19 protein-coding genes and 1 tRNA gene are annotated in these 16,594 nt (G+C 63.7%); 10 read left to right on the top strand and 10 right to left on the bottom strand.

Features of this window, described 5'->3' with window-relative positions; translation table 11 throughout:
• Nucleotides 1-26: 26 nt before the first annotated feature.
• The 3 genes from CHB99_RS12700 to CHB99_RS12690 all read right to left on the bottom strand — a co-directional run bounded on the left by CHB99_RS12700 (nucleotide 27) and on the right by CHB99_RS12690 (nucleotide 1,132).
• Nucleotides 27-111: transfer RNA gene (locus CHB99_RS12700), tRNA-Leu, on the bottom strand.
• Between the two features lie 87 nt (nucleotides 112-198).
• On the bottom strand, nucleotides 199-903 hold the full coding sequence (locus tag CHB99_RS12695; protein ID WP_042124707.1) for a YoaK family protein: 705 nt from the start codon (nucleotides 901-903) through the stop codon (nucleotides 199-201).
• Nucleotides 904-916: 13 nt separating this feature from the next.
• Complete coding sequence (locus CHB99_RS12690; RefSeq protein WP_170946381.1) at nucleotides 917-1,132, bottom strand: hypothetical protein; 216 nt, start codon at nucleotides 1,130-1,132, stop codon at nucleotides 917-919.
• 242 nt (nucleotides 1,133-1,374) lie between these two features.
• Here CHB99_RS12690 and CHB99_RS12685 point away from each other — a divergent pair, with 242 nt between their 5' ends.
• From CHB99_RS12685 to CHB99_RS12675, 3 genes are read left to right on the top strand one after another with little or no spacing between them, the layout of a single operon-like run.
• A complete protein-coding gene (locus CHB99_RS12685) occupies nucleotides 1,375-2,547 on the top strand; it encodes a two-component system sensor histidine kinase NtrB (RefSeq protein ID WP_042124706.1) in 1,173 nt (390 codons plus the stop codon).
• Nucleotides 2,548-2,579: 32 nt separating this feature from the next.
• Nucleotides 2,580-3,968: an ATPase domain-containing protein gene (locus tag CHB99_RS12680; RefSeq protein ID WP_377697290.1), complete on the top strand. Its 1,389-nt coding sequence runs from the start codon at nucleotides 2,580-2,582 to the stop codon at nucleotides 3,966-3,968.
• An 18-nt stretch (nucleotides 3,969-3,986) separates the two neighbouring features.
• Nucleotides 3,987-4,355 (top strand): response regulator, encoded by a 369-nt coding sequence (locus tag CHB99_RS12675; protein WP_042124704.1) that lies wholly within the window; start codon nucleotides 3,987-3,989, stop codon nucleotides 4,353-4,355.
• 85 nt (nucleotides 4,356-4,440) lie between these two features.
• On the opposite strand, the gene csrA is transcribed toward CHB99_RS12675, so the two are convergent.
• From csrA to CHB99_RS12640, 7 genes are all read right to left on the bottom strand, one after another.
• Nucleotides 4,441-4,638 carry a carbon storage regulator CsrA gene (gene csrA, locus CHB99_RS12670; protein ID WP_042124702.1) on the bottom strand — a complete coding sequence of 66 codons (198 nt, stop codon included), beginning with the start codon at nucleotides 4,636-4,638 and terminating at the stop codon, nucleotides 4,441-4,443.
• Nucleotides 4,639-5,089: 451 nt separating this feature from the next.
• Nucleotides 5,090-6,187, bottom strand: coding sequence for a molybdenum ABC transporter ATP-binding protein (gene modC, locus CHB99_RS12665; RefSeq protein ID WP_042124699.1), 1,098 nt, complete (start codon nucleotides 6,185-6,187; stop codon nucleotides 5,090-5,092).
• Nucleotides 6,184-6,867, bottom strand: coding sequence for a molybdate ABC transporter permease subunit (gene modB / locus CHB99_RS12660; protein ID WP_042124697.1), 684 nt, complete (start codon nucleotides 6,865-6,867; stop codon nucleotides 6,184-6,186). Before modB ends, modC begins: the two co-directional genes overlap by 4 nt.
• Entirely contained in the window at nucleotides 6,867-7,619 is a 753-nt protein-coding gene (modA, locus tag CHB99_RS12655; protein WP_377697292.1) for a molybdate ABC transporter substrate-binding protein, read from the bottom strand. The genes modB and modA overlap by 1 nt, the downstream gene beginning before the upstream one ends.
• Nucleotides 7,620-7,706: 87 nt before the next feature.
• Complete coding sequence (locus CHB99_RS12650) at nucleotides 7,707-8,780, bottom strand: NAD(P)H-dependent flavin oxidoreductase (RefSeq protein ID WP_042124693.1); 1,074 nt, start codon at nucleotides 8,778-8,780, stop codon at nucleotides 7,707-7,709.
• Nucleotides 8,781-8,810: 30 nt separating this feature from the next.
• Nucleotides 8,811-8,981 carry a hypothetical protein gene (locus CHB99_RS29775; RefSeq protein WP_089266523.1) on the bottom strand — a complete coding sequence of 57 codons (171 nt, stop codon included), beginning with the start codon at nucleotides 8,979-8,981 and terminating at the stop codon, nucleotides 8,811-8,813.
• Nucleotides 8,982-8,986: 5 nt separating this feature from the next.
• Nucleotides 8,987-9,289, bottom strand: a complete 303-nt coding sequence (locus tag CHB99_RS12640; protein ID WP_042124691.1) for a DUF1883 domain-containing protein — start codon at nucleotides 9,287-9,289, stop codon at nucleotides 8,987-8,989.
• A gap of 161 nt (nucleotides 9,290-9,450) precedes the next feature.
• Here CHB99_RS12640 and CHB99_RS12635 point away from each other — a divergent pair, with 161 nt between their 5' ends.
• From CHB99_RS12635 to ahpF, 7 genes are all read left to right on the top strand, one after another.
• Entirely contained in the window at nucleotides 9,451-9,801 is a 351-nt protein-coding gene (locus CHB99_RS12635) for a hypothetical protein (RefSeq protein WP_042124726.1), read from the top strand.
• A 202-nt stretch (nucleotides 9,802-10,003) separates the two neighbouring features.
• The gene (locus CHB99_RS12630) at nucleotides 10,004-10,648 is read left to right on the top strand and encodes a c-type cytochrome (RefSeq protein ID WP_042124689.1); all 645 of its coding nucleotides are present in this window, start codon (nucleotides 10,004-10,006) and stop codon (nucleotides 10,646-10,648) included.
• 62 nt (nucleotides 10,649-10,710) lie between these two features.
• Nucleotides 10,711-11,559 (top strand): c-type cytochrome, encoded by an 849-nt coding sequence (locus tag CHB99_RS12625; protein WP_245655604.1) that lies wholly within the window; start codon nucleotides 10,711-10,713, stop codon nucleotides 11,557-11,559.
• A 234-nt stretch (nucleotides 11,560-11,793) separates the two neighbouring features.
• The gene (gene galU, locus CHB99_RS12620; RefSeq protein WP_042124685.1) at nucleotides 11,794-12,633 is read left to right on the top strand and encodes a UTP--glucose-1-phosphate uridylyltransferase GalU; all 840 of its coding nucleotides are present in this window, start codon (nucleotides 11,794-11,796) and stop codon (nucleotides 12,631-12,633) included.
• A 98-nt stretch (nucleotides 12,634-12,731) separates the two neighbouring features.
• Nucleotides 12,732-14,087 (top strand): glutathione-disulfide reductase, encoded by a 1,356-nt coding sequence (gene gorA, locus CHB99_RS12615; RefSeq protein ID WP_042124683.1) that lies wholly within the window; start codon nucleotides 12,732-12,734, stop codon nucleotides 14,085-14,087.
• A gap of 253 nt (nucleotides 14,088-14,340) precedes the next feature.
• The gene (ahpC, locus tag CHB99_RS12610) at nucleotides 14,341-14,904 is read left to right on the top strand and encodes an alkyl hydroperoxide reductase subunit C (RefSeq protein ID WP_042124681.1); all 564 of its coding nucleotides are present in this window, start codon (nucleotides 14,341-14,343) and stop codon (nucleotides 14,902-14,904) included.
• Between the two features lie 126 nt (nucleotides 14,905-15,030).
• Nucleotides 15,031-16,593 carry an alkyl hydroperoxide reductase subunit F gene (gene ahpF / locus CHB99_RS12605; RefSeq protein WP_042124679.1) on the top strand — a complete coding sequence of 521 codons (1,563 nt, stop codon included), beginning with the start codon at nucleotides 15,031-15,033 and terminating at the stop codon, nucleotides 16,591-16,593.
• The last annotated feature ends 1 nt before the right edge of the window (nucleotide 16,594 follow it).

Raw genomic sequence — 16,594 nt, 5'->3', positions numbered from 1 at the left:
CGCCTCGATGGGCGCTTTTCCGGGATTGGTGCGAGTGGCGGGACTCGAACCCGCAAGGCTTGCGCCGACAGATTTTAAGTCTGCTGTGTATACCAATTCCACCACACTCGCGATCTGCGTCGAACATCACAAGGCTGATCGAAGCAAGCCGGCTTTATAACTCATCGTTATATTCCAGTCAATGCTTGCGACGCTCGATCAGCGCGCCATGTAGCGCTGGACCCAGCGCCGCGGGATGAGCAGCGATGCCACGCCGAGCAGGGCGGCGAGCAGGCTGCTGAACAACAGGGCGGCGAAACCCAGGCGATGTTCCAGCCAGCCACCGAGCACCGCGCCGACCAGCATGCCGGCCCATGGCACCAGTTGCATGCGCCAGCCGTTGCGACGCTCGCCCATCAGCCAGCGCCCGAGGCCGCGGCCGAAGCGGGAAAGGGCGCCGGTGACATAGGTCAGGCCGATGGGCAGGCCGTTCACTTCCTCGACCGCGGCGTTGAGCATGCCCATGGACAGGATGGCCGCGAGCAATGCCAGCAGTTCGAGGTGGTCGCCGCAGAAGGCGGCGGCCAGCAGCAGCAGGGCGGTGAGCGCCAGCAACGGCCAGGCGCGCTTGCGGCTGGAGCGCGCGATCATCACGCCGAGGGCATTGCCGAGGACGAAGGTGAGCACCAGCAAGCCCAGACGCAGTACCAGGTCGAGGTGTCCCTGGCTCACCGCCACCGCCAGGCGCGTGGTGTTGCCGCTCATGAACGAGACGAAATCGCCGCTGGCGAGAAAGCCGATGGCATCGGTCATGCCGGCCAGCACCGAGAGACCACCGACGAAAAACAACCCGACCTGGCCGCGCTGTCGGTACAGGCGCAGGGCTTGCGGTCTGCGTTGTCCCCCGGGGTGTTCTGGCAGCATGGCGAAGCGTCGCTCAGTTGGGATCGATGCTGCTGGCGACCGCGCGCAGTTCGCTGATCGAGGCGTTGAGGCCGCTGACCCGTTCATTGACTTCGACGGCATCGTCGGCATGCACCGAGCTCTGCAGGTACACGGCATGCCCGGCCAGGCCGCGGGCCAGCTGCTCCATGCCGTCGGCGGTATGCTCAAGATCGTCGTGGATGATTTTCATGCGTTTGTTGATGACCAAGATCCCTTTCCTCAACCGCTTGTCTGTCGTAACCGTCGGGCGGGCAACTATAGCAATTCACTCACCCTCCCGCAGGCACGATGGCGACAATCGCGCTATACCTTGATCCAGCGCAATGGTTGTGGGGCATATCTATGTTCAGAGCGGGAACATCCTTGCGGCGATGAAGGAATACGCCTTACTCGGTGTCGTCCTCGGCGTATGCTGTAGCTACACTCCGATCACAGACAGCGGACTCCGAAATGGATCCATCCGAACGTGTTGATCTGCATGGCATGAATGCCGGTCTGTACGAGCAACTCGTGCAGACGGTGGTGGACTATGCCATCTACATGATGGACCTCAGAGGCCACATCATTTCCTGGAACGCCGGTGCCGAACGCATCAAGGGGTACCGTGCCGAGGAAGTCATCGGCCGGCATTTCTCGCTGTTTTTCACCGAGCACGACTGCCTCGCCGACCGCCCCGGTTCTCTCCTCGACAAGGCCCTGAGCGAGGGGCGCGCGCAGGACGAGGGCTGGCGCGTGCGCAAGGACGGTACGCAATTCTGGGCACTGGTGGTGCTGGACGTGGTGCGCTCGCCAGAGGGCGAGGTGATCGGCCTGGCGAAGATCACCCGTGATATCACCGATCGCCGCGATGCCGCGCTGCAACTCGATGCCATGCGCGCGCAACTGTTCCAGTCGCAGAAACTCGAAGCCCTCGGCCAACTGACCGGGGGCATGGCCCATGACTTCAACAATCTGCTGACCATCATCATCAATTCGGCGCGGCTGGCAATGAACAGCCAGAATGCGCAGCGCACCCGGCGTCTGCTCGAACATGTGCTCGACGCCGGTCAGCGCGGCAGCCAGATGACCCAGCAACTGCTCAGCTTCGCCCGGCGCAAGGAACTGAACGTGGTGCGCGTCGATCTGTCGGAGGTGATCGAGTCGATCCGCGCGCTGCTGCACCAGGCCCTGCCCAAGGACATCGAGCTGCAGGTGTGCTGCGACGACAACCTCTCGCCGGTGGAGGTGGATGCGGGGCAGCTGCAGATGGTTCTGCTCAACCTGGTGCTGAACGCTCGCGATGCCATGGACGGGGGTGGCGAGATTCGCATTCACGCGCGCAACCAGGCGCTGCTGGGTGAGCGCGATGGTCTGGTCGGCGACTATGCCCTGATCAGTGTCAGCGACACCGGCAAGGGCATCGATGCCGAGGTGCTGCCGCGGATTTTCGAACCCTTCTTCACCACCAAGGGTTTCGGCAAGGGCACCGGTCTGGGCCTCAGCCAGGTATACGGTTTCGCCAAGCAGAGCAATGGCGGGATCTGGGTCGACAGCGAACCGGGACAGGGCACCTGCATGACCCTGTGCCTGCCGCTCGTGAACAACGGGGAGGGGAGTGCATCGTGGAACAGCTCCAGCGTCTAGCGACGGGGATCAAGGGTCTCGACGATCTGCTCATGGGCGGGCTGATCGCCGGTGCCGCGTACATCGTCCAGGGCCGGCCCGGCTCGGGAAAGACCGTGCTGGCCAATCAACTGGCCTTCAATCATGTCGGGCAGGGTGGTCGGGTACTGGTCGCGACCTTGCTCAGCGAGTCCCATGAGCGCCTGTTCCAGTACCTGTCGACCCTGTCGTTCTTCGACGCGGCGAAGATCGGCGATCAGATCCAGTTCCTCAGTGCCTTCGACACCCTGGAGCAGGAGGGGCTGGAGGCCGTGGTGCGCCTGTTGCGTGGTGAGATCGCCCGGCACGGCGCCTCGCTGCTGATCATCGATGGTCTGCTCAATGCCCGCTCGCGTGCGGAGACCGTGCTCGATACCAAGAAATTCATCTCCGAGCTGCAGGCCCACGCGGCGTTCGCCGGTTGCACGCTGCTGCTGCTGACCAGCAGCCATCTGGAGGATGACTGCCCCGAGCACACCATGGTCGACGGTGTGATCGAGCTGGGCGAGGACCTGCACGGAGCCCGCGCGGTGCGCCGCATCCAGTTGCGCAAGACGCGCGGCAGCGCGGCGTTGTCCGGCCTGCACGAGTGCGAGATCGGCAGCGACGGTCTGCAGGTCTATCCACGCCTCGAATCCCTCCATGGCCATCCGTCCGGACCCGGCAGCGAGACCTGGACCCGGGTCGGCAGCGGCGTCGCCTGTCTCGATGAACTGCTCGACGGTGGCCTGGCGCAGGGTTCGGTGACCCTGGTGATGGGGCCGTCCGGCAGCGGCAAGACCTCTCTCGGCCTGAGCTTTCTCGCTGCCGCGACGGTTCAGGCGCCGGCCCTGTATTTCGGCTTCTACGAGCCGGCCGCGCGCCTGCGCGCCAAGGCTGCCAGCCTGGGCATGGACTTCGCCACGATGGAGCGCGAAGGGCGCTTGCACATTGCCTGGCAGCCGACCACGGAGGGTTTGCTCGACGACGTCGGTGCGCGTCTGCTGCGCCTGGTCAGCGAGCATGGCAGCAAGCGGGTGGTGATCGACAACCTCGGTGCCTTCGCCCGCCTGGCGACTCGTCCTGAACGCCTCAATGGCTTCTTCCGCGCACTGATGGGCGAACTGCGCGCGCGCGACGTGACGGTGCTGGCGACCTGGGAAATGCGCGATCTGTTCGGCGCGGAAATCATCGCGCCGGCCCCGGAGCTGTCGAGCATCGTCGACAACCTGCTGCTGATGCGCTTCGTCGAACTGAACTCGCAGCTCAAGCGCGTGCTGTCGATCCTCAAGGTGCGCGACAGTCGCTACGACCCGTCCCTGCGCGAGGTGTGCTTCGGCGCCGGCGGGATGGAGCTGCGCAATACATTCAACGAGGCCGCCGCGGTGCTTTCCGGCACGGCGCAGCCGCTGGAGCGGTCCTGATGGACGCGGTCTGACGATATGAGCACAGTCCTGGTGGTCGACGACGAGTACGTGATCTCCGACATCCTGGAGCTTGCCCTGGAAGACGCGGGGTATCAGGTGGAGAAAGCCAGCAATGGCTTGAGGGCACTGGAAGTGCTGGACAAGACACGGGTCGAGCTGTTGATCACCGATTACATGATGCCGGTGATGAATGGCGAGGAACTCGCCCGCAAGCTTCGCGACGACCCGCAATTCAGGGCCTTGCCGATCATTCTCATGAGTGGTGCGCAGGCCAGTATCGGTCGGGAGAACCCGGGGCTGTTCGATGGCGTGCTGGATAAACCGTTCGATACCGAAATGCTGATTGCCATGGTTCAGCGGCTTGTGCCGCCGCCCGGGGACTGAGCCCCGGTTTCGCGATCAGTGGGTTCGATGGTCCATGCGGGCATGAGACCAGGCGCGTCCGTGCGGCTCCAATCAAACGGACAGCTTACTGATTGTTTTCTCCTTTCTCCGGTGCCGGGCTGCCAGCCTGAATGCGTTTGTAGATCTCTTCACGGTGCACCTGAACGTTCTTCGGTGCATCGATGCCGATCCTCACTTGCATCCCTTTGACGCCTAGAATGGTGACCTTGATGTCATCGTCGATGACGATGCTTTCGCCAACCTTGCGGGTGAGTATCAGCATGTATTTCTCCTTGGTAACTTGAAATGCCTCGCAGGCGGTACCCACTGAGGATGGGGGCGCCGGGGAGCGCTTCCCTCTTTCCCTTCATTAAAGACGCATTCGTTGAAAATTAATTCCCCGAGCAAAATATTTGCTGATGTCTTTTTCGGGTTGGGAGTCGATCGGGCTGTGTGAATTTCGCGTGGCGAATTTGTTCACCCCGCAAGCATAGGGGGCTTCAACGAATATGGGAAATTTCTCTTGTGAAAAGAGAAACTTTCGTGAATTAACTTTCATTCAGTAGGGTTTTAATGCCCTGCCTCAAATGAGTTTCATTCCTGTCCAAAAGGCCCCGATGATCTGTTCCGGAGAACGGCTGAAGGGCCTGCCCGTCGATGTTGCTGGCGCACTCGCGAAATCCGGGCGGGATGGCGGCTCCCACAGGGGGCACGGGCTGTCTTGAGAAAGCATTTCAGGCACTGTGGCCGAGCAAGGCCACGCCCTTGATCTGCGCCCACAATACCTGTCCTTCGTGCAGCCCCAACTGATCGCTGGAATAGCGCGTGACCCGGGCCAGCAGCGGGTGTCCGGCGGCGTCCAGACTGACCAGCACCTGCGCCGGATTGCTCTGTACGCTCAAGGCGCGCAGGGTCACCGGCAGGCGGTTGATGATGCTCGAACGGCTGTCCTCGGCCAGGCTCAGGCTGATGTCGCGGGCCTGGACCTTGACCCGCAGCAGCGACCCCGGCGGCAGCGCTGCATGGGGGATGCGCAGGCGCAGGTCGCTGTCCGGCAGGTGCAGGTCGAGCAACTGGTAGGTCGCGTCGTAGGCACCGGTCCGGCCTTCGATGATCACCCCGGCCTCGTCGTCCTGGGCCAGTGGCAGGTCGAGGCGGGCGAGGGTCTGGTTGATCGGACCACTGGCCAGGACCTGGCCCTGCTCCAGCAGCACCAGGTGGTCGGCGAGGCGGGCGACTTCTTCCTGGGCATGGCTGACGTAGATCAGCGGGATGCGCAACTCGTCGTGCAGGCGCTCGAGGTACGGCAGGATCTCGCGCTTGCGCGGTGCGTCCAGCGCCGCCAGCGGCTCGTCCATCAGCAGCAGGCTCGGGCTGGTGAGCAGGGCGCGAGCGATGCCCACGCGCTGGCGCTCGCCGCCGGACAGGGTGTCCGCCTTGCGCTCCAGCAGATGATCGATGCCCAGCAGTTCGCAGGCCTGCTGCAGGTTGATGCGGCGGCTGGCGGCCTCGATGCGGCGCCAGCCGAACTCCAGGTTGCCGCGCACGGAGAGGTGGCTGAACAGGCTGGCCTCCTGGAATACGTAGCCGATCGGGCGCTGGTGCGGCGGCACGAAAATGCCTTTCGCCGAGTCCTGCCAGACCGTCCCGGCGACTTCGACATACGCGTCGCCGGCCCGCTCCAGGCCGGCCAGGCAGCGCAGGCAGGTGGTCTTGCCCGAACCGGAGGCACCGAACAGGGCGCTGACGCCCAGGCCCGGCAGGCACAGGTCGACGTCCAGGGTGAAGTCGTCCCGGGCTATCTTGAGCCGGGCGTGGATCTGCGAGGTCATGCGGAGCTCCAGGCCGATTTGCGGCGGCTGCCATACAGGGCCAGCAGCACCAGGAACGAGAACACCAGCATCGCCCCGGCCAGCCAGTGGGCCTGGGCGTACTCCAAGGCCTCGACGTGGTCGTAGATCTGCACCGAAACCACACGGGTCTTGTCGGGAATGTTGCCGCCGATCATCAGGACCACGCCGAACTCGCCCACGGTGTGGGCGAAGCCGAGGATGCTGGCGGTGACGAAGCCGGGTCGGGCCAGGGGCAGGACCACGCTGAAGAAGGTATCCCAGGGACTGGCGCGCAGCGTCGCGGCCACTTCCAGCGGCCGCTCGCCGATAGCGCTGAAGGCGTTCTGCAACGGCTGCACCACGAACGGCATGGAGTACACCACCGAGCCGATCACCAGCCCGCTGAAGCTGAACACCACGGTACCCAGCCCCAGGGCCTGGGTAGCCTGGCCGATGAAGCCATGAGGGCCGAGGGCCAGCAGCAGGTAGAAGCCGATCACCGTCGGCGGCAGCACCAGGGGCAGGGCCACCACCGCGCCGACCGGCCCGCGCAGCCAGGAGCGCGTGCGCACCAGCCACCAGGCGATCGGCGTGCCGACCAGCAACAGGATCAGGGTGGTCAGCGACGCCAGCTTGAGGGTCAGCCAGATTGCGCCGAAATCGCTGGCGTCGAGCGGCATCAGAGTTCGTAGCCGTAGGATTTGATCACCGCGGCGGCCTTCGGCCCTTTCAGGTAGTCGACCAGGGCCTTGGCGGCCGGGCTGTCCTTGCCTTTTTCGAGGATCACCGCGTCCTGGCGGATCGGGTCATGCAGCTCGGCCGGGACGATCCACGCCGAACCGCTGCTGACCTTGCCGTCCTGGTAGATCTGCGACAGGGCGACGAAGCCCAGCTCGGCATTGCCGGTGGAGACGAACTGGAAGGCCTGGGTGATGTTCTGGCCTTCGACGATCTTGGCCTTGGTCGCTTCGGTCAGTTTCAGCTTGTCCAGCACCTGGGTGGCGGCCAGGCCGTAAGGCGCGGCTTTCGGGTTGGCGATGGACAGGTGCTGGAATTCGTTCTTCTTCAGCACCTCGCCCTTGGCGTCGACATAGCCGGGTTTGGCCGACCACAGGGCCAGGGTGCCGATCGCGTAGGTGAAGCGCGAGCCCTTGACCGTGGCGCCTTCGTTTTCCAGCTTGGCCGGGGTGCTGTCGTCGGCGGCGAGGAAGACTTCGAACGGCGCGCCGTTCTTGATCTGTGCGTAGAACTGTCCGGTGGCGCCGTAGGCAGCGACCAGCTTGTGGCCGGTGTCCTTTTCGAAATCCTTGGCGATCGCCTGGATCGGCGCGGTGAAGTTGGCCGCGACGGCGACCTGGACGTCATCGGCCCACGCGCTGTTGAGGGCCATCAGGGTGAACAGACCGGTCAGGGCAATACGAGGTGCAGGCATACGCATGAAACAGCTCCGTGGGTGAGTGAAGGCAATCGCTATATATCGAAATATATAGCGATTGCCTTGCAAACGGAAAGCCCTGTTTCAGCGATGGAGCAGGGCGAGGCTGCGTTCGGCGAGTTCGCGGGTCAGTTCGGCGGCCGGACGTTCGACGCCGAGGCGCAGTGCCTGGCCGGACCAGAGGTTGCTGAAATCGCTGTTGCCCTGGGGTTCGCTGATGGCGCGCAGCGGCATCAGTGCGCCACCGGCCAGGGGGAAGGCCGGGGCCAGGTCGCTGACCGGCCCCAGCTCGCGCATGATCCGGTTGACGATGCCGCGGGCCGGGCGGCCGGTGAACAGGTTGGTCAGCGCCGTGTCGCTTTCCCGTGCGGTGTGCAGGGCGCGGCGGTGCGCCGGGGACACCTTGGCTTCCGGGCAGAACAGGTAGGCGGTGCCCAGTTGCACGGCCGACGCACCCAGGGTGAAGGCGGCGGCGATTCCGCGGGCATCGCCGATGCCACCGGCGGCGATCACCGGCACGCGCACCGCGTCGGCGATCTGCGGGACCAGGGCGAAGGTGCCGACCTGGCTGTGGAGGTCATTGCCGAGGAACATGCCGCGATGACCGCCGGCTTCGTAGCCCATGGCGATGATCGCGTCGCAGCCGCGTTGCTCCAGCCACAAGGCCTCGGCCACCGTGGTGGCGCTGGAAATCACCTTGGCGCTGGTCGCCTTGACCCGCGCCAGCAGGCGTGGCTCGGGCAGGCCGAAGTGGAAACTGACCACCTCTGGCTTGTACGCCTCGACCAGCACACAGGCCGCGTCGTCGAAGGGCGCGCGACTGGACACCGGCGTCGGCGCCTCGAAGTCGGCGCCGACTTCGTCGTAGTAGGGCTTGAGCGCCTGCTTCCAGCGCTCGATGCGCGCCGGATCGTCGGCTGGCGGGGTATGGCAGAAGAAGTTCACGTTGAGCGGGCCGCGACTGGCCTGGCGGAAGGTCTCCAGTTCCTGGCGGATCTGCTCGGCGCTGAGCATCGCGCAGGGCAGCGAGCCCAGGCCGCCGGCATTGCTCACCGCAATGGCCATCGCCGAGCCGCTGGCGCCGGCCATCGGCGCCTGGAGGATCGGCAGTTCGATGGCGAACAGATCGAGAATGCGCGGGTCCGGCCATTGCTTCATGCTGCGGTCTCCTTGCGGTGGTCGTGGGCTTCAGAGTGCCTTGCTGACCTGGATGTCGGTGATCTTCTCCGCGTCGTCGCCATGGATCTTGCGCAGCGCGGCCTGGGCCTGCTCCAGCGAGTTGTCCGGCAACTGCGCGAAATCCCAGCGGCGTTCGCCGTCGAGCTTGTACTTGATGACGTATTTGATGGTGGCGGTCATGGGGCTTATCTCAGTTGCGACGACGAGCGACGGATGATCTTGATCTTGTGGCTGAAGGTCGGTTTGCGGGTCACCGAGATCGGCCGCGGGGTGACGGTGTCGATGGTGATGTTCCAGAAACCGGTGCTCGGCACGGTGATCTTCGCCGGGAAACGATCGAACGCCCCGCCGTGATAGGTGTGCCGACCGCCATTCTTGAAACTGCGGAAGTTGGCGTCGTTCATCAGGCGGATATTGCAGCGCTGGGAACACTCGATCACGACGATATCGTCTTCGTTGAGGTGTTCGCGCTGGTGTACGAATTTCATGTCACGGCTCCGCAGGGGATGTTTCGGCAAAGCGGCACGATAACAGATGGATGTAGGAGGAATGTAGGAGTCGTCACATTCCCTGCGATAAATATGACATTCAAGGGAGCAAATTGGCCTAATAGCGGTCTGAGGATTTTTATATGTGGGAGCGGGACTCGATGAAATGGTTTGTATCTGCCTTGGCCTTGACGCTGACTGGTTGCGCCAGTGTGACCGAGCTGGAACAGAGCCCTGAAACTCTCGATGTGATTTCCGGCAAAACGCCGGAGCAATACCTGAACTGTGTCCAGGAGCGGCTGAAGGGCAGCCGCGATTCGCTGCAGGTGACCCGCGACAAGAACTCGATCCGGGTGGTCGTGCCGCAGAAGCTGTCGGACGGGCCGGCGGCGGTGATGGACATCAGCGAGCGTTCCAGTGGCAGCGCCATCAAGCTGCATGAGCGCCTGAACAACTTCCCGTTGCGGCTTTCGGACGTGAAGAACGCGGCGACTCGCTGTATCTCCGGTTGAGCGGAATCCGCCGCCTTGGCCTGTGAATGGCCTTGTGGGAGGGTGCCCGTCGCGGCGCCGTCCTTGATGAGTTAATCGATTCACTCCTCCAGATGCTCTCTTTTGGTGCATTTCGCCGTTGTGATGGCGAAGGGATAGTCCTACTATTCATAGGCTTATATTTTTTGAGTCTAAGCATATAACCATAAGAAGGAGCTCCGTGATGAGTCCACTGGATCGAGTCCTGATCAGCAGCCTGCTGTTGTTCGCCCTGCCGGCGGCGCATGCCGATCAGGGCCAGAACGTCTTCACCCAGGGCGGTGCCAATCCCGCCGCCATGGCCTGCCAGGGGTGCCATGGGGCGGATGGCCTGGGCATGGCCGCCGCCGGTTTTCCCCGTCTGGCCGGGTTGCCGGCCGCCTACCTGAGCAAGCAACTGCGCGATTTCCGCGACGGCACGCGCAAGAACCCGATCATGCAGCCCCTGGCCGCGGCCCTGAGCGACGAGGAAATCGCCGCCGTGAGCGGCCGTCTCGCCACCATGCCGGCCCCCGCCGCGCCGGACGACCGCCGTCAGCAGATGGCCAGCAGTGCCGTGCAGCAATTGGCCTTGTATGGCGACTGGAGCCGGCAGATTCCCGGCTGCGTGCAATGTCATGGCCCGGGCGGCAGCGGGGTGGGCGAGCACTTCCCGCCGCTGGCTCATCAGCCGGCCGGCTACCTCACCGCGCAGCTCAACGCCTGGCGCGATGGCAGCCGCCACAACGATCCCAACCAGCTGATGGCAGGCGTGGCCAAGGCCATGACCGATGACGAGGTCAAAGCCATCGCCGAGTACTTCGCCGCCGGGCAGGAGGTCAAGCCATGAAAGCATTCGTTGTTACCACGCTGGCCTTCGCGCTGGGTACGGCTCATGCCGCGCAGGTTGCCATGGAAGACCAGTCGCAACTGAAAGTGCCGCCGGCCAGCCAGACGCCGTTCTTCGTCCCGCCGGCGCAGAGCGAACTGCCGGACAACGCCTTCGGCAAGATGGTGCGCGACGGTTATGCGCTGTTCGTCGATACCGGACGCCTGGCCCCGGACTACGTCGGCAACGGCATGAAATGCAGCAACTGCCACCTCGACCAGGGGCGCCTGGCGCACTCGGCGCCACTGTGGGGCGCATATCCGATGTACCCGGCCTACCGCAAGAAGAACGACAAGGTGAACACCTACGCCGAACGCATCCAGGGCTGCTTCCAGTTCAGCATGAACGGCAAGGCACCTGCGGCTGACAGCCCGGAGATCACGGCGCTGTCGGTGTATTCCTACTGGCTGGCGAGCAAGGCCCAGGTCGGTGTCGAACCGCCGGGGCGTGGCTATCCCGATGTCGCGCAGCCGGCTGGCGGCTATGACATCGCCCGTGGCGAGCAGGTGTACCAGGCGCAATGCGCGATCTGTCACGGTGCCGATGGCGAAGGCCAGAAGGTCGCCAACGACTACGTGATGCCGCCACTGTGGGGCAAGGACTCCTACAACTGGGGGGCCGGCATGCACCGGATCAACACCGCGGCGTCATTCATCAAGCACAACATGCCGCTGGGCAAGCCGGGCAGCCTCAGCGACCAGCAGGCGTGGGATGTCGCCGCGTTCGTCAACAAGCACGAACGCCCGCAGGATCCGCGGCTGGTCGAGGGTTCGGTGGAGAAGACGCGGGTGAAGTTCCACGCCAACGATGGCGTCAACCTCTACGGCCAGACCCTCGATGGCGTGCTGATCGGACAGGGCACCGGCAAGTGATGACATGACACGCTGAAAAGTGATGGCCATGGCGCCGTTTCGTGCTCCGCGAACGGCGCCTTCGTGGCGTCAGACCAATGGCGCGAAGCCAATATTTCCAGTGGTCGGGAACTATCTCCCGCTGGATTTCTCTATGATGGCAACCGTTGCGCCCGGGTGGGGCATTGTAAGGTGCCCGCCGCCTGATTAGACTGCGCCGAATTTCGTACGCACAGCCCTTCGTTAAGGACTTTTATGATCAAGAAATGCTTGTTCCCGGCAGCCGGCTACGGCACTCGCTTCCTGCCAGCAACCAAAGCCATGCCCAAGGAAATGCTGCCGGTGGTCAACAAGCCACTGATCCAGTACGGCGTCGAAGAAGCCCTCGAAGCCGGTCTGACCGAAATCGCCATTGTCACCGGTCGTGGCAAGCGCGCCCTGGAAGACCACTTCGACATCAGCTACGAGCTGGAAAACCAGATCAAGGGCACCGACAAGGAAAAATACCTGGTGGGCATCCGTCGCCTGCTGGACGAGTGCTCCTTCTCCTACACCCGTCAGACCGAGATGAAAGGCCTGGGTCACGCCATCCTCACCGGCCGTCCGCTGATCGGTGACGAAGCGTTCGCCGTGGTCCTGGCCGACGACCTGTGCGTCAACCTCGACGACGACGGCGTGCTGACCCAGATGGTCAAGCTGTACAAGCAGTTCCGCTGCTCGATCGTCGCCATCCAGGAAGTCGATCCGCAGGAAACCAACAAGTACGGCGTGATCGCCGGCGACATGATCCGCGACGACATCTATCGCGTGCACAGCATGGTCGAGAAGCCGAAGCCGGAAGACGCGCCGTCGAACCTGGCGATCATCGGTCGCTACATCCTGACCCCGGACATCTTCGACCTGATCGAACAGACCGAGCCAGGCAAGGGTGGCGAGATCCAGATCACCGACGCGCTGATGAAGCAGGCGCAGAACGGTTGCGTCATGGCCTACAAGTTCAAGGGCAAGCGTTTCGACTGCGGTGGCGCCGAAGGCTACATCGATGCGACCAACTTCTGCTTCGAGAACTTCTACAAGACTGGCAAGGCTTACTGATCGGTAGCCGTTGTCCGGAAGAAAAAAGCCACCTTCGGGTGGCTTTTTGTTTATGCCGGGCACTGGCGCTATGCTGGCGACCTGCCGAGGAGATTGATATGGCCTACGATTTTGACCTGTTTGTGATTGGCGCCGGTTCCGGCGGTGTGCGTGCCTCGCGATTCGCCGCGGGCTTCGGCGCCCGAGTGGCGGTGGCGGAGAGTCGCTACCTGGGCGGGACCTGCGTCAACGTTGGCTGCGTGCCGAAGAAGTTGCTGGTGTATGGCGCCCACTACGCCGACGAGTTCGAGCAGGCCTCGGGTTTCGGCTGGTCGCTGGAGGATGCGCAGTTCGACTGGAGCCAGCTGATCGCCAACAAGAACCGCGAGATCCAGCGCCTCAACGGTATCTACCGCAACCTTCTGGTCAACAGCGGCGTGACCCTGCTGGAAGGCCACGCGCGGATCACCGCGCCCCACGAAGTGGAAGTGGAGGGCAAGCGCTACTCGGCCAAACACATCCTCATCGCCACCGGTGGCTGGCCGCAGATTCCGGAGATTCCGGGCCGTGAGCTGGCGATCAGTTCCAACGAGGCGTTCTTCCTGAAGGACCTGCCCAAGCGTGTGCTGGTGGTGGGCGGCGGCTACATTGCCGTCGAGTTCGCCGGGATCTTCCAGGGCCTCGGCGCCGACACCACCTTGCTCTATCGCGGCGATCTGTTCCTGCGGGGTTTCGACGGCGCGGTGCGCAATCACCTCAAGGAAGAACTGGAGAAACGCGGCCTCGACCTGCAGTTCAACAGCGATATCGCGGCCATCGAGCAACAGGCCGACGGCAGCCTCAAGGCCATTCTCAAGGACGGCCGCGAGCTGCTCACCGACTGCGTGTTCTACGCCACCGGGCGCCGGCCGATGCTGGACAACCTTGGCCTGGAGAACACCGAGGTGCAACTGGACGAGCGCGGCTTCGTTCGGGTCAACGACGAATTCCAGACCGACGAGCCGTCGATCCTCGCCATCGGTGACGTTATCGGCCGCGTGCAACTGACCCCGGTGGCCCTGGCCGAAGGCATGGCGGTGGCGCGGCGGCTGTTCAAGCCGGAAGAATACCGTCCGGTGGATTACCGCAATATCCCGACGGCCGTGTTCAGCCAGCCGCCGATCGGCACCGTCGGCCTGACGGAAGAGCAGGCGCTGGAGGCCGGGCATTCGCTGAAGATCTTCGAAAGCCGCTTCCGGCCGATGAAGCTGACCCTCACCGAGGTCCAGGAAAAGACCCTGATGAAGCTGGTGGTGGACGCCGACAGCGACCGCGTGCTGGGTTGCCATATGGTCGGTCCGGACGCCGGCGAGATCATCCAGGGCCTGGGCATCGCGCTGAAGGCCGGGGCGACCAAGCAGCAGTTCGACGAGACCATCGGCGTACACCCGACGGCGGCGGAGGAGTTCGTGACCATGAGGACGGTCACCCGCTGAGGAATATCGGTGCGTGTCCACTGTAGGAGCGTGGCTTGCCCGCGAAGGACCGCAACGCGGTCCCAGACGTCACCGTTATTAGGGACCGCTAACGCGGTCCTTCGCAGTGGTTCGTCACACGACAAGCCAGCTCCTACGATTTCCCTATAGCCAAAACCAATCACCTGCATGGTTTTTGCCAATGAGCATTAACCGACTCTATTGACTAGGATCTCTCCATCAAGTTTTCACAACCCCTGAAGGAGAGTCACCGATGCCTATCATCAACAGCCAGGTCAAACCGTTCACCGCAACCGCTTACCACAACGGCAACTTCGTTCAGGTCTCCGACGCCGATCTGAAAGGCAAATGGTCCGTTGTGTTCTTCTACCCAGCCGACTTCACTTTCGTCTGCCCAACCGAGCTGGGTGACCTGGCCGACAACTACGCCGAGTTCCAGAAACTGGGCGTGGAAATCTACGGCGTGTCCACCGACACCCACTTCACCCACAAAGCCTGGCACGACACCTCGGACACCATCGGCAAGATCCAGTACCCGCTGATCGGTGACCCGACCCACGTCATCTCGCGCAACTTCGATGTGCTGATCGAAGAAGCCGGCCTGGCCGATCGCGGCACCTTCGTGATCAACCCGGAAGGCCAGATCAAGATCGTCGAACTGAACGACGGTGGTGTCGGCCGTGACGCCAGCGAGCTGCTGCGCAAGGTCAAGGCTGCCCAGTACGTCGCCGCCCACCCGGGTGAAGTCTGCCCGGCCAAGTGGAAAGAAGGCGAGGCCACCCTGGCCCCTTCGCTGGACCTGGTCGGCAAGATCTAAGCCGCTCATGTCGCCGAGGGCGGTGTTCGACCGCACCCTGTAGCCGCAACCCCGCCCCGCACAAACGCCCGGGCGCTTTCGCCCGGGCGTTTGCATTTACAGAATCTGAAAAAAGGAATCGCCCGTATGTTGGACGCCACGCTTAAAACTCAGTTGAAAACCTACCTGGAGCGGGTCACTCAGCCGATCGAGATCGTCGCTTCCCTCGATGACGGCGCGAAGTCCCGCGAACTTCACGACCTGCTGCGCGAGATCGCCAGCCTGTCGAACCTGATCACCCTGCGCGAGGACGGCAGCGACGCCCGTGTCCCGTCGTTCTCGCTCAATCGCCCCGGGGCCGACATCAGCCTGCGTTTCGCCGGCATCCCCATGGGCCATGAATTCACCTCCCTGGTCCTGGCCCTGCTGCAGGTCGGCGGGCACCCGTCCAAGGCCAGCGCCGAGCTGATCGAACAGATCGCCGCGCTGAAGGGCGAATTCAATTTCGAAACCTACTTCTCGCTGTCGTGCCAGAACTGCCCGGACGTGGTCCAGGCGCTGAACCTGATGGCGGTGCTCAACCCCAATGTGCGCCATGTCGCCATCGACGGTGCGCTGTTCCAGGCCGAAGTCGAATCGCGCCAGGTCATGGCGGTGCCGAGCGTGTACCTCAATGGCCAGGTGTTCGGCCAGGGCCGCATGGGTCTGGAAGAGATCGTCGCCAAGCTCGACAGCGGTGCCAGCGAGCGCCAGGCCGAGAAGCTCAACGCCAAGGACGCCTTCGACGTGCTGGTGATCGGTGGCGGCCCGGCCGGTGCGGCGGCGGCCATCTACGCGGCGCGCAAAGGCATCCGTACCGGTGTCGCGGCCGAGCGTTTCGGCGGCCAGGTGCTGGACACCATGGCCATCGAGAACTTCATCTCGGTGCAGGAAACCGAAGGCCCGAAACTGGCCACGGCGCTGGAAGAACACGTCAAGCAGTACGATGTCGACATCATGAACCTGCAACGTGCCGAGGCCCTGGTGCCGGCGGCCGCTGGTGGCCTGCACGAAGTACGCATGGCCAGCGGCGCGACGCTCAAGGCCAAGACCGTGATCCTCGCCACCGGTGCGCGCTGGAGGGAAATGAACGTGCCGGGTGAGCAGCAATACCGCAGCCGTGGCGTGGCCTACTGCCCGCACTGTGACGGTCCGTTGTTCAAGGGCAAGCGCGTGGCGGTGATCGGCGGGGGCAACTCCGGTGTGGAAGCGGCCATCGACCTGGCCGGCATCGTCGCCCAGGTGACCCTGATCGAGTTCGACAGCCAGCTGCGCGCCGACGCCGTGCTGCAACGCAAGCTGCACAGCCTGCCCAACGTCAAGGTGATCACCAGCGCGCTGACCAGCGAAGTGCTGGGTGACGGACAGAAGGTCAATGGCCTGCGCTACAAGGACCGCACCACCGATGCCGAGCATGAGCTGGCGCTGGAAGGGATCTTCGTGCAGATCGGTCTGCTGCCCAATACCGACTGGCTGAAGGGCACGGTCGAGCTGTCGCCGCGGGGCGAGATCATCGTCGATTCCAAGGGCCAGACCAACCTGCCGGGGGTGTTCGCCGCGGGTGACGTGACCACGGTGCCGTACAAGCAGATCGTGATTGCGGTGGGCGAGGGGGCCAAGGCGTCGCTGGCGGCCTTCGATCACCTGATCCGTACTAGCGCACCGGCCTGAG

Source organism: Pseudomonas japonica (genome assembly GCF_900188455.1).
GTDB lineage: Bacteria > Pseudomonadota > Gammaproteobacteria > Pseudomonadales > Pseudomonadaceae > Aquipseudomonas > Aquipseudomonas japonica.
Note: the sequence above shows the minus strand (reverse complement) of the source record. Positions and strands in the feature narration are given on the sequence as shown.